General features: G+C 59.4%; 12 protein-coding genes, 1 tRNA gene and 1 pseudogene. 7 read left to right on the top strand and 7 right to left on the bottom strand.

The features are described from left to right. The first annotated feature begins 207 nt into the window (after window positions 1-207). Window positions 208-756 (top strand): hypothetical protein, encoded by a 549-nt coding sequence (locus tag WDO70_04495; protein ID MEJ0062464.1) that lies wholly within the window; start codon window positions 208-210, stop codon window positions 754-756. 212 nt (window positions 757-968) lie between these two features. On the opposite strand, the gene WDO70_04490 is transcribed toward WDO70_04495, so the two are convergent. The 5 genes from WDO70_04490 to WDO70_04470 form a co-directional block, all read right to left on the bottom strand. Further along, window positions 969-1,286, bottom strand: coding sequence for a hypothetical protein (locus WDO70_04490; GenBank protein ID MEJ0062463.1), 318 nt, complete (start codon window positions 1,284-1,286; stop codon window positions 969-971). Window positions 1,287-1,612: 326 nt separating this feature from the next. Beyond that, the gene (locus WDO70_04485; protein ID MEJ0062462.1) at window positions 1,613-1,864 is read right to left on the bottom strand and encodes a hypothetical protein; all 252 of its coding nucleotides are present in this window, start codon (window positions 1,862-1,864) and stop codon (window positions 1,613-1,615) included. Window positions 1,865-1,928: 64 nt separating this feature from the next. Next, window positions 1,929-2,747 (bottom strand): ATP-binding protein, encoded by an 819-nt coding sequence (locus tag WDO70_04480; protein MEJ0062461.1) that lies wholly within the window; start codon window positions 2,745-2,747, stop codon window positions 1,929-1,931. Between the two features lie 13 nt (window positions 2,748-2,760). Further along, window positions 2,761-2,997, bottom strand: a complete 237-nt coding sequence (locus WDO70_04475; GenBank protein MEJ0062460.1) for a hypothetical protein — start codon at window positions 2,995-2,997, stop codon at window positions 2,761-2,763. A 529-nt stretch (window positions 2,998-3,526) separates the two neighbouring features. Beyond that, window positions 3,527-3,612: transfer RNA gene (locus tag WDO70_04470), tRNA-Tyr, on the bottom strand. 178 nt (window positions 3,613-3,790) lie between these two features. On the opposite strand from WDO70_04470, the gene WDO70_04465 reads away from it, so the two are divergent. The 5 genes and pseudogenes from WDO70_04465 to WDO70_04445 all read left to right on the top strand — a co-directional run bounded on the left by WDO70_04465 (window position 3,791) and on the right by WDO70_04445 (window position 7,769). After that, window positions 3,791-4,591, top strand: coding sequence for an RNA methyltransferase substrate-binding domain-containing protein (locus tag WDO70_04465; GenBank protein MEJ0062459.1), 801 nt, complete (start codon window positions 3,791-3,793; stop codon window positions 4,589-4,591). A 14-nt stretch (window positions 4,592-4,605) separates the two neighbouring features. Beyond that, on the top strand, window positions 4,606-4,887 hold the full coding sequence (locus tag WDO70_04460; GenBank protein ID MEJ0062458.1) for a TrmH family RNA methyltransferase: 282 nt from the start codon (window positions 4,606-4,608) through the stop codon (window positions 4,885-4,887). Continuing rightward, window positions 4,779-6,467: pseudogene (locus tag WDO70_04455) on the top strand (MFS transporter). The gene WDO70_04460 and the pseudogene WDO70_04455 overlap by 109 nt, the downstream one beginning before the upstream one ends. Continuing rightward, on the top strand, window positions 6,409-7,074 hold the full coding sequence (locus tag WDO70_04450; protein ID MEJ0062457.1) for a hypothetical protein: 666 nt from the start codon (window positions 6,409-6,411) through the stop codon (window positions 7,072-7,074). The pseudogene WDO70_04455 and the gene WDO70_04450 overlap by 59 nt, the downstream one beginning before the upstream one ends. Beyond that, window positions 7,071-7,769 carry a histidine phosphatase family protein gene (locus WDO70_04445; protein MEJ0062456.1) on the top strand — a complete coding sequence of 233 codons (699 nt, stop codon included), beginning with the start codon at window positions 7,071-7,073 and terminating at the stop codon, window positions 7,767-7,769. Before WDO70_04450 ends, WDO70_04445 begins: the two co-directional genes overlap by 4 nt. A gap of 16 nt (window positions 7,770-7,785) precedes the next feature. Here the strand turns inward: WDO70_04445 and WDO70_04440 are convergent, their stop codons facing one another. Continuing rightward, entirely contained in the window at window positions 7,786-8,604 is an 819-nt protein-coding gene (locus WDO70_04440) for a shikimate kinase (GenBank protein ID MEJ0062455.1), read from the bottom strand. An 82-nt stretch (window positions 8,605-8,686) separates the two neighbouring features. Continuing rightward, window positions 8,687-10,942 (bottom strand): DNA topoisomerase IV subunit A, encoded by a 2,256-nt coding sequence (parC, locus tag WDO70_04435; protein ID MEJ0062454.1) that lies wholly within the window; start codon window positions 10,940-10,942, stop codon window positions 8,687-8,689. A gap of 253 nt (window positions 10,943-11,195) precedes the next feature. On the opposite strand from parC, the gene WDO70_04430 reads away from it, so the two are divergent. Continuing rightward, window positions 11,196-11,390 (top strand): hypothetical protein, encoded by a 195-nt coding sequence (locus WDO70_04430; protein MEJ0062453.1) that lies wholly within the window; start codon window positions 11,196-11,198, stop codon window positions 11,388-11,390. Window positions 11,391-11,638 lie beyond the last annotated feature (248 nt).

Raw genomic sequence — 11,638 nt, 5'->3', positions numbered from 1 at the left:
TTTCTGATAATAAGAGAATAAATAAGCCATAGTTTTCAGTCCCGGTCGGTACAATATCTTATCCTTAAAATAGGTGCAGCATGGGCAAAATAGCGCGAAGCCTTCCCCTGACTTTCTTTTCGCGCCCGTTCTATCGCGAACTTCTGCGCGAATGGCGCGGTCTGGGGATGGGATTTCTCGTGGCCTTGGTCGCCATCCACCTTATCCATGCCGCCATCACCGAATATAAGCCCTGGCAGCAGACGGCGGATTCCTTTCCGCGCATCGCGGCGTCCCTGCCCGCCTTCAGCGTCAAGAACCACGCCCTACACCATCAGAGTCAACGATTTTATCGAGAGGCCGGAGGAAAGCGATGCCCGGGATTACGGGAAGATTCTCATCGATCCCGATTACGCCGTCACCGATCTGGATTTGCTGGCAAGAAAAATGCAAAGCCAGATGATATTGGTTCTCGTGACGTCGGACAAAATCATCGCCCTGGACGGCAAGGGGCCGGGAATCCGGGTTCACTCTATAGCCGACACGCCGGACGGCCCGATCATCACGCATGAGCAATGGGGAAAGCTCGCGGAATACATACGCGTATGGCTGGTCCCCGCCACGGCGCTCTGCGTGACCGTCGCGCTTTTTCATCGGAAACCTGATCAGCATATTCCTGGCGGCTATTTTTCGCCACGCTGGCGGGAATGTTCACCAAAACCGTGCCGGGATTTAGCGCGGCCATGCGGCTTGCCGCCGCCGTCTCCATTCCGGTGAATGTCCTGCTGTTCTTTCTGCCTCAAACCGGCATCGTAAAATTAATTTTGTGGGGGCGGCTATATCCTCTTCGGCGCCTGGCCCGACCGCCAAAAGCTGGAAGAGTCGCCGGGGCTTGCCTAACACCGGACGCGAAAAAACACCATCTGATCTAGCCTAAGCCGCAGAATACTCGCCTTCAATACCGAATTTTGAAACACGAAGCCGAGCACCTAATGCGCGGCGGGCAGTTTGGAGCGAGTCGTGATAATCGTCGGCGGCAACGCTAAGACTTTCAGGTGAGAGGGCGCCGTTCGACCGCGCCACTGTCCCCATTCCTTCATGAGCTGTTTCGCGAGCGCATAAACGACCGCACGTCCTACGCGGATCATGATTGAGCGCTCCGCGTTTTGTTGGACGAGCATGCGCATTGCATCGATATCGGCGGCGGAAGCGTATTCTGTTTCAAGCAGCGCGCGCATCTGTTCAACGGCAGGGTACTGCATATTGATGAAGAGCTGGCCTGTATCAATGTAGGTACCGCGCGGCACGTCCCTTCACCCCCCTTTTCTTCGATCTCGGCATCGTCCGTAGAGAGGAATAATCTCGGGTGCGCGCTCCATGTTGACAAACATGTCGGCTCGCTTGGCTCCTGTCGGCATGGCGGTTAAGTCAGTCGGCTTGTGTCCTGCTGCATCACCGCCACCACTCGAGCGCGCCGCGCCCGCGCCGGAACCGCCGGCCTCAGCGCCGGGGAGCCTTCCCGGGATCCGCCATCATCGGTCCGTTCAACTCCACACGGGGACCCGTGCGTTGTACCTGCAGATCATTTAGAAGCTTTTGCAGCTCTTCACGAATGTCGTCACTCGACGCGCTTTCAAGGCGCGAATGATCTGATAAGATCAAGCAACCACTGAGGACGATGATCACGCACTAGTTCGGCAAAGTCTTTGACCGATACTTGCTCCTGTTCGCCCTTGGCGTAACGAAGAAATTGGCGGTAGCCGTCCGAAATTACTGCCGCGTCATCAGGCAGCTCGACATGTACAGAGATGTGTCGCGCACCAAAAGGGATACCGAAGATTGGGGCGTTTTGAGTCCAGCCACGCCCTTTACCCACGTCATACATCTCGTCTCGATAGACGATGGCACAGGTACTTACAGCCGAGGCGATCGCGCCGCTGATGGAACGGTTATGCCCCCATCGCCTTGTCGTACGGCGCATCATAGAGATAGTGGACCTTAATGCCGTGGGTGGTCGTCACAGTTTCATACTTCTCGAAATGACGCTCTAGCCTCGCAGGAATTGGATCGAAGGCGCGATTGCCGTCGAGTTTGTTGGTGCCTTTTTTGAGAATGACACGGACGCCAGCGGGCAGCCGATAGAAGCGGTGATAGAGGTAGGTGGCAATCCACTGCGCGTCCTGCGCTGGATTGCCATCATACGGATCGCGAACCGTATCCTGATTGGGATGATTGCCTAGCAACATAACTTCGGTCCAATCTTGAGAAAGTTCGTATCCCTCAGACTGGGCGGCCTCAGTCACATCGACGACTTCGCATATATGTCCCGCCTCGTCCGTGCGACGGAGACGACCGTACGCGCTCTCGCGCTTGCAAAGAATGACCTCCGACACCCGTCCATCTTTGCAAGAACGATAGCGCATGCCCGTGCTGATTGGATGGCAGAGAAGCGACTTTCGCACCCATCCGAAATTGCCAGTGAGGCTTTTTTCTTTTCCAATTGATGAAGCGATATCGCACATCTTGTGCAGCTCCTGCGAATTCATCCCCTTGCCCGTGTTCCAGATTACGAGCTTGCTTGCGCCGTTATGTTCGTGCGGACGAAGTTCAACGAGGCGATTGTCTTCGGGCGCATGCCCCGCAGCTTCAAGCGCATTCATCGCAAGCTCGCGTAGCATCATGCTTTTCGGGCAACGCTCGATCATGCTGGCAACAAGAAAGTCCTCATCGCCCACTTTTAACGGCGCTACTTCGTTGTGAGTTGTCATGCTCCAGCTCCGTTCATCGCAATTTGAAGCCGCCAGACATCTTCCCCTTGGGAGATTCAAAGCGGCTTTCGACTGAGATGACGGCCTCACGAAGCGCGCGAATGACCTTCTTCACTTCCGTCTCGTCCCACTCGTAAATCTGGCGGTTTGAAAGATTGCCAATACGCAGAATGGAGTCGATGGCACGATTAGTTCGGCTTTCTGCAAGTTCTCTGAACTTCTCGCGCTTTTCTGACTGATTTGGCTTCATACCTGTCGCTCATTTTTTATCCTTAGGTTAATTATGTGGGATAATTCATCATAAATTATGTATACAAATCCCTGTGTATAGAGTCAATATTTATTCGTATATTGCGCCGTATTTTGCAGAAACCACACATAACATTATAAAAAATAAAACAATATCAGTTGGTTGCATTGCAAGAGAGAGTTTTCTGGCAGTAGTGAAGACGCTCCAGCGCAGGCACTGCTGTTCTTTCTGCCTCAAACCGGCATCGTAAAATTAATTCTGTGGGGCGGTTATATCCTCTTCGGCGCCTGGCCCGACCGCCAAAAGCTGGAAGAGTCGCCAGGGCTTGATTGAACGAAGGTCATGCCCCGCTCCATCCGCCTTCATCAGCCCTCCTTCGCCAAGGCTTCGGAGGACAGGTAGGCGGGACAATCGGTTTTTTATTTGAACCGGCCCAGGCTTCGTTCGCTTCGCGAACTACGCCGGGCACTGCTTCGCTCTAACGGTCTAGCGCGTGGCTGCGCCACGCGTAGCCCGTAAGGGCGAAGCGTGGTGGAAGGGGGCGGATTCGAACCGCCGTACGCTCGCGCGGGCAGATTTACAGTCTGCTGCCATTAGCCACTCGGCCACCCTTCCATAAGGGGAGAGAAGCAGCCCAGTAAACGGAATTTACGCACTTTTGTCAACCGCTTGCCGCCGCATGGGCTTTATTTGCGCTTCGCGGCGGTTAAGTTTACAAGGTTTCGATGAAACATTCTTCCAAACCGCCCTCGGAGGCGCCCCCCGAAGCCCCATTTGTCCTCCGGAGCAAGAAATGCGCCCGCCGAAGGACGAAGGGAGAAGCGATCATTCGGCCAGCCTGGGCAGCAGCCGCGCCACAAGGGCAAGCCTGGGTCCGAGGACAAATATAAGCCTGAAGGCCGATATAAAACCTGAGGGCAAGTACAAACCCGAAGGCAAATATAAGTCTGAGGGAAAATATAAGCCCGAAGGCAGGTCCAAGCCTGAAGGTCGATATAAACCTGAAGGCAGATATAACCCCGAGGGCAAGTACAAGCCCGAGGGCAGATACAAGCCCGAAGGTAAATATAAGCCCGAAGGCAGGCATAAGCCTTTCGGCCGACCGCCGTCCCGCCAAACCTTCCGGCGAACAGCAGGAACGTCCGGCCAAGATTTCCCATCGCGCGCCGCCGCGCCCTCCGGCGCCGCATCGCGCTCCCTCCCCGCCGAGCCGCAAGCCCGGACACGAACCCCGGAAAAATTCAGCAGGCGCAGAAAACCGCCGGCGCAAAAAATCTCCGGCCAGTTGCTGTACGGATTTCACGCCGTGCGCGAAGCTTGGCTGAATCCGGCGCGCCGCTGCCACCAGTTGTGGCTGAGTCCGGCCACGGCGGAGGAATTCGCGCCCGTGCTGCTTCTGGCGGAGGAAAGAAAGCTGCCGCGCCCCAGCCCCATGCGCGCCGAGAAGGCCGCGTTCGATCAGATGGTGTCCGGCACGGTGCATCAGGGCATCGCGCTGGCCGCCGATCCGCTGCCGGAAATATCGCTGGAGGATGTTCTGGCGCAAAAGCCGCGCTGCCTCGTGGTGCTGGATCAGGTCACCGACCCGCATTAATGTCGGCGCGGTGGTTGCGCTCGGCATCGGCGTTCGGCGCGAGCGCCGTCATCTTGACCGAGCGCCATGCGCCCGGCATGACCGGCACGATGGCCAAGACCGCGTCCGGCGCGCTGGAGCATGTCGCGCTTATATCGGTCGTCAATCTTGCGCGCGCGCTCGATCTGCTGCGCGACGCCGGAATCTGGTGCGTAGGACTGGCGGAAGAAGGCGAAAAGGAAATCGGCGCGCTCGATCTCACCGGCCCCGACCCGCGCTGGTGCTGGGCGCGGAGGGCGAAGGGCTGCGCCGCCTGACCCGCGAGCGTTGCGACGAGCTTGCCCGCCTGCCCACCGAAGGATCGATCGGCAGCCTCAATGTCTCGAACGCCGCCGCCGTGGCGCTCTATGAGGCGCGGCGGCAATTCCGCGCGGACGCGAAACAACGACTGACAGTTCAGCAAGATCGTCCTAGTATTGATAGCTTATACGAGTATCGGTCCGAACGTCCCATGACTCATCCACCGTCGCCTTCTGAAACGCCGCCCATCCGTCTTGTCTTCATGGCGCTGATCCTGGTCGTGCTGCTGGCATCGCTGGATCAAACGATCGTTTCGACCGCGCTGCCAACCATCATGGATGAGTTCGGAGGGCTCGCCCACCTTTCATGGATCGTCCACGGCCTATTTGCTGACCACGACCTCCTCGTCGGGCCGCTATACGGAAAACTTGGCGATCTGTTCGGGCGCAAGATCATTCTGCAGGTCGCCATTGTTATTTTTCTCGCCGGTTCGGCCCTATGCGGCCTCAGCCGGACTTTGCTCGAGCTTATCCTGTTCGCGCGCTGCAAGGGCTGGGCGGCGGCGGATTGATGGTGACGGCCATGGCCACGGTGGGCGATTTCGTGGCGCCGCGCGACCGCGGCCATTATCAGGGAATCTTCGGCGCGGTTTTTCGCGCTTTCCACCGTGTTGGGGCCGCTGATTGGCGGATTTTCGTTCGATCATTTTTCATGGCGCTGGATTTTCTACGTCAACCTGCCCATCGGCATCGCCTCTCTGCTGGTCATCAGCGCCGTGTTTCCGCGCGCGGCGCGCCAGACGGGGCCGCGTCCGCCCATCGATTATATCGGCATCGTCATGCTGACACTGGTGCTGACGACCGTCGTTCTGATGACCAGCCTGGGCGGCGCCGACGCGTTCACCGGCATCTTCCAGATCGTCGCGCTTGCTGCCGTGGGGATACTTTCCCTGGCCGGATTTATCATGGCAGAGCGCCGGGCGCGGGAGCCTTTGCTGCCCCTCGCTCTGTTCCGCAACCGGATTTTCCTGATCGCCTGCCTGGTCGGATTCATCGTCGGCGTGGCGCTGTTCGGCTCGATCACGCTGATGCCGGTTTATCTGCAGATGGTGAAGGGCATCGACCCCACCAGCGCCGGACTGTATCTGACGCCTATGATGGCGGGCGTGGTCGTCACTTCCGTGGCCAGCGGCCGCATGATCAGCCGCACCGGACGCTACCGGATTTTCCCCCATTTTGGGCACGGGCATCATGACGTTGGCGCTGTTCGCGGTATCGACGCTGCAGATCGATACGCCTCCGCTGATGGCTTCGCTATACATGTTCTTTCTCGGGCTTGGGCTTGGCATGGTAATGCAAAATCTGGTAATGGCGGTGCAGAATGCGACCGCGTACAAAAATCTGGGCGTCGCGACTTCGGGCACCATCCTGTTCCGCTCCATCGGCGGCCTGGCGGGGGTTTCTCTATTCGGCGCGATTTTCGCGTCCGGCCTTCGCGCGCATTTGATGCAAACGCTCCCCGCCGAAGCAGAGCGGCTTATGGCGGCGGATCATGCGGTTCTGGCCACGCTCTCGCCGTCCGCGCAGCTGGCGTATGAGGCCGCGCTGACCGCCGCGCTGCATCCCGTATTCTGGACGGCGACGGGGCTTGCGGCCTGCGGGTTTCTGATGGCCCTGGCGCTGAAAGACATTCCGCTGCGCAAGACCGCCGGTGAAGGCCTGGCGCAACTCCTGCCTATTCCGCGCGAAACGACCTCGCTGCAGGAGCTCGAGCATATCATCATGACGCTGATGGAGCACGAGAACCGCTGGAAGGTTTATGACCGCGTCACCGCCGAAGCCCAGGTGGAGGTCGCCCCCGAAGAGCTATGGCTCCTTGCCCGGCTGATGGAGCATGCGGAGGGGCCGTCCGCGGAGGCTCTCGCCGGCGATCTTCACCTTGATCTCGATTATGTGCGCATGGTCGCCGAGCGCCTCGTTCATCTTCATCTCGCCGCGTTCGACCAGGAAAAGCGCTTGCACCCCACCGTGCATGGCCGGCAAATTTTCGCGCGGGTGGCCGCCGCATGGAGCGAGCATCTCGAGCATCTGCTTGCCGCCTGGGCGCCGGAACGGCATCCCGAAGTGAAGGCCATGCTCGACAGGCTGGCGAAATCTCTCGCCGCCGCGCCGCCCCTCTTTCCCAAGGATTCCCGGACAGCATGACCGAAATCAGCCTGTTCTTCTTCCGCCATGGCGAGACCGATTACAACGCCCGAAAAATCATCCAGGGGCAGAGCGACCGCTCTTCGCTTCCCGGCATCGCCGATCTCGGCCTCAACGCGCGCGGCCTGCATCAGGCCGGAACGCTGGCCGATTTTCTGCAAGCGCAGGGCATCGCGTTCGATGTTGTCCTGTCCTCCGACCTCAAGCGCGGCGCGGAAACCGGCGGCATTGTCGCGAATGCCTATGGCGCGGATTTGATTGCGTTTCCCGAACTGCGCGAAATGTTCTTCGGCGCGGAGAATGAGGGCCGGACGGTCGAGGAATTCAAGAAAACGATTTTCGATCCGCCGCTGAATTTCGCCGATACGCTGACGGGCGAGACTATTTCCGTGAGCGACGGCAAGACGCTGCGCGATCTTCACAAATCGACCGATCCGCGCCATGACGCCGTCGCCCATCCGGGCGGCGAGAACAAAATCGAGGTGCGCGAGCGCGGCCTGGCGATCATCGAGAAATTCGTCGCGGCCAATCCCGGCGCGAGGAAAATCGGTATCACCAGCCACAACGGATTTCTTCGCTTTCTGATGCCGGAACTCGATAAGGTCGAGCATACTGAATGCGTGCAGGTGATCTACCGGCGCGATCCGGCAACGCTGGAAATCGTCAAGCGCATGAAGAACCCTCACGCGGCATGAGCCGGAACGCCCCCGCTTAGATATATGTCCGCAAAGACGACGGCAGCGCGTCCATGGAAATAAAGCCCAGAACCTGCTCGACGAGATCATTGACGTCGTCTTCCGGAGCGGGAACCAGCGTTTGCGCGGCGAACAGCTTATAAGCCCCCATGCGGCGTCCGGCCTCGGCCTGCGTCATCCATAAAGCCTGATTCAGCAGAACCTCGCGCCGCTTCTCCTGATCCCTCGGATTTCCGGCCTTGTCCAGCATTTCATCGAATTTCTGCTCATACGTGCCGCGTATCGGCTTCTTTTCGCGCGTCGCCTTGAGGCGCGCGCAATATTCTTCGTAGTCCTTGATGAGATTGTCGCAAATCCGGTCGTGCGGCGTATCGAGCAGAATGACGCAATAGCCGAGCGAGACGGAAAACAGCTTGCGGTTTTCCTCGAGCAGCGGCGCGGAGGCGCTGAGATCGACGATCTTGTCCTCGAATTCTCCGGCAATATGAAGATATTTCAGCATCTCGGTCTCGAACAAACGAAAGACCGGTTCGCCATGCCGGCGAAAGCGCGCGCCGTCATGCAGCGCGCAGCGCCCCTTCTCGTCCAGCGCCGCTGCGTCGCGCTCGAGCGCGGGATAAATTTCCGGATAACTGTCTTTCGCGCGCGCCAGGAAGCTGCGCATCACTTCGGCCTTGGGATCGTCGGATGTTGGCGGCAGCGCGCGGAACTCGCGGAACAACGGATCGGTGCCAACCGCCTCGATGCCGAGCCGCTCCGCGACAGCTCTCGCCAGCGTCGTCTTCCCCGCGCCCGGCAGGCCGATAAACAGAGGGGTGAGGTGCTCTTGGGTCATGGCCCTACCTTATCGCAATTGTCTGCCGCCGGAAAGAGACAATAGCCCGTGAAGAAATCCGCAATAATTAAATACTTTCGCCTTAACCAAACTTACCGTTCTTCGCGAAGCCGTGCGGGGCGTTGCGGCCGGACTGGGCGCGTTCGCCGACCCAGGCGCGGAGGTCGGTTTCGGTGCGCTCGCGCTCGCCGCTCTTCCAGGTCAGGCCGGATTTCAGCTTGAAGCATTTCGCGTCGCTGAGTTTGCCGTCCTTGTATTTCTGCAGGATCACGCCGCGCCCGCGCGCCATTTCCGGCAACTGGTCGAGCGGGAAAATCAGCAGCTTGCGATTGGTGCCGACCACGGCGACATGATCGCCCTCGACCGGCGCGCAAACCACGGCGCGGCTCTTCTCGTCCAGATTCACCGCCTGCTTGCCGTTGCGGGTCTGCGCCAGCACGTCGGCGGCGGGCACGACGAAGCCGCGCCCGTCGTCTCCGGCCACCAGGAATTTCAGCGCCTCGTCATAGCGGAACAGCGCGACGATCTCCGCCTCCTGCGGCATTTCCAGCATCAGGCGCACCGGCTCGCCGAAGCCGCGCCCGCCCGGCAGCTTGTCGGCGGACAGCGTGTAGAAGCGCCCGTTGCTGGCGAACAGCAGAATCTTGTCGACCGTCGAGGCGTTCAGCATGAAGCCTTCGGCGTCGCCTTCCTTGTATTTCACGGCGGCGCGCGCGGCTTTGTCCTCGGCGATATGGCCTCTGGCGGCGCGAATCCAGCCCTTTTCCGAACAGACGATGGTTACGTCCTCGCGCTCGATCACCGCTTCGACCGGCACCATCATTTCGGCGGGCGGGCCGGAAATTTCCGTGCGCCGTTTGCCGAGAGGCGTGTTCTTGCCGAACTGCTGCTTGATGGCGGCGATTTCCTCGTCGATATTTTTCCAGCGCGCGGTCTCGTCGCCGAGCAAGGTCTTGAGCTGCTTGCGCTCGCCGCTGAGGTCTTTTTCCTCGCGGCGGATTTCCATTTCCTCGAGCTTGCGCAGGCTGCGCAGGCGCATGTTCAAAATCGCCTCGGCCTGAACGTCCGAGAGCTTCAATTTCTTCATCAGCACGGCTTTAGGCTCATCCTCGGTGCGGATGATCTTGATGACCAGATCGAGATCGAGATAGGCGATCAGCAGCCCGGCGAGAATTTCCAGCCGCGCTTCGATCCCTTGCAGTCTATGGCGGGTGCGGCGGACCAAAACCTCGTGCCGGTGATCGAGAAACGCGCGCAGCGCCTCGGCCAGGCTCATGACGCGCGGCACGGCGTTCTTGTCCAGCACGTTGAGATTGAGCGGAAAGCGGTTCTCGAACGATGTCTGCCGGAACAGCGATTCCATCAGCACGGCGGGATCGACATTGCGGCTCTTGGGCACCAGAACCACGCGCACGTCGTCGGCGGATTCGTCCCGGATATCGTCGAGCAGCGGCAGCTTGCGTTCGGCCAGCAGCGTGGCCACTTTCTCGATCAGCCCCGCTTTCTGCACCTGATACGGAATTTCGGTGACGACGATCTGCCACATGCCGCCTTTGAGCTCTTCTTTTTCCCAGCGCGAGCGGACGCGGAAACTGCCGCGTCCAGTTTCATAGGCGGTGATGATCTGCGCGCGGTCTTCGACCAGAATCCCGCCGGTCGGGAAATCAGGCCCCGGAATCAAGCTTACAAGCTTGTCGATCCGCGCGTTCGGATGCGCGATCAGATGCCGCAGCGCGTCGCACAGCTCGGCGGCGTTATGCGGCGGAATCGATGTCGCCATGCCGACGGCGATGCCCGCCGCGCCGTTCGCCAGCAAATTCGGAAACGCCGAGGGCAGCACGGCTGGCTCGATACCGGCGGAATCGTAAGTCGGGCGGAAATCCACCGCATCGTCGTCGATGCCCGCCAGCAGCGCGCGCGCGACTTCGGTCAGGCGCGCTTCGGTGTAACGCATCGCGGCGGGATTATCGCCGTCGATATTGCCGAAATTCCCCTGCCCCTCGACCAGCGGATAGCGCTGCGCGAATTCCTGCGCCATGCGCACCATCGCGTCATAGATCGCGCTGTCGCCGTGCGGGTGATATTTGCCCATGACGTCGCCGACGACGCGCGCGGATTTCTTCGGCGGCAGATTCGGCTCGAGCCGCAATTCGCGCATCACGAACAGCAGGCGGCGATGGACGGGCTTCAGCCCGTCGCGCACGTCGGGCAGCGACCGCGCCATGATCGTCGACAGCGCATAGGACAAATACCGTTCCGACAGCGCCTCGGACAATTTCTTGTCGGCGATCTCGGCGGGCGGCAAAGGCGGCGAGGTTTTGGAAGATGAACGGGCCATGCTTCTGATTAACCAAGATGGGGCGGGGGGTCAATGAAAGTAATAAGGCGCCTGACTCAGGCGGGGAATTCCGCTATATTTACGGTATCGAATGCCATTGGCATAACCAAGTTTTGGAAGGGAATAAATTGTGAAAATCACGGGTGGGCAAGCAATTGCAATAGTGGTTGGAGCAGGAGCCGTAGCTGCGGTCACCACCATAGTAACTTGCCGAGCAAGGGATCGTCGGCACGACGCGGCATGGAAAGCCCAAGTGGCTGAGATAACCAAACTGACCGTGGAACAACAAGCCGCCGCCGTCCAGGAAGGCACCTATGCCGTCCAGTGCAAGAATGAATTCACTGGCATAGAAGACTACGTCCGTACCGACAAAGCCACGACCAGCCAGCGCACCGCCATGGCGCAGGGCATCTTGAACGGCGTTTGCCAGGCCGCGCCGCAGCCGTAAATAGAGCGCCCCCTCTCCCCTCCGGGGAGAGGAAGCAAAAACTTGAACTTACTGCGCCTCCTTCAGGCGAAGTAAGTTCTTAGTTTTTGCAGGTGAGGGGGTTTGCATGAAACAGAGGAAATTTCCCTTGACTTTTTCTCCCGCCTCTGCTATTGACCATCCCAGGGCGCATTGCGCCTGAGCCGCCCGCCGCGAGAAATCCCGGCGGGTTTTTTATTGGCTGAAACGGTAGTAGCCGTCATTCCCGG

The organism is Alphaproteobacteria bacterium (assembly GCA_037200005.1).
Classification (GTDB): domain Bacteria; phylum Pseudomonadota; class Alphaproteobacteria; order UBA9219; family RFNS01; genus JBBCGY01.
This window is presented reverse-complemented; position numbering and strand designations above follow the sequence as displayed.

Coding starts and splice junctions, on each gene's coding strand:
- WDO70_04475 (MEJ0062460.1), bottom strand. CDS start 2,997: ATGAAGCCAAATCAGTCAGAAAAGCGCGAGAAGTTCAGAGAACTTGCA.
- WDO70_04465 (MEJ0062459.1), top strand. CDS start 3,791: ATGCGCCCGCCGAAGGACGAAGGGAGAAGCGATCATTCGGCCAGCCTG.
- WDO70_04495 (MEJ0062464.1), top strand. CDS start 208: ATGCCGCCATCACCGAATATAAGCCCTGGCAGCAGACGGCGGATTCCT.
- parC (MEJ0062454.1), bottom strand. CDS start 10,942: ATGGCCCGTTCATCTTCCAAAACCTCGCCGCCTTTGCCGCCCGCCGAG.
- WDO70_04450 (MEJ0062457.1), top strand. CDS start 6,409: ATGGCGGCGGATCATGCGGTTCTGGCCACGCTCTCGCCGTCCGCGCAG.
- WDO70_04485 (MEJ0062462.1), bottom strand. CDS start 1,864: ATGTATGACGTGGGTAAAGGGCGTGGCTGGACTCAAAACGCCCCAATC.
- WDO70_04480 (MEJ0062461.1), bottom strand. CDS start 2,747: ATGACAACTCACAACGAAGTAGCGCCGTTAAAAGTGGGCGATGAGGAC.
- WDO70_04445 (MEJ0062456.1), top strand. CDS start 7,071: ATGACCGAAATCAGCCTGTTCTTCTTCCGCCATGGCGAGACCGATTAC.
- WDO70_04440 (MEJ0062455.1), bottom strand. CDS start 8,604: ATGACCCAAGAGCACCTCACCCCTCTGTTTATCGGCCTGCCGGGCGCG.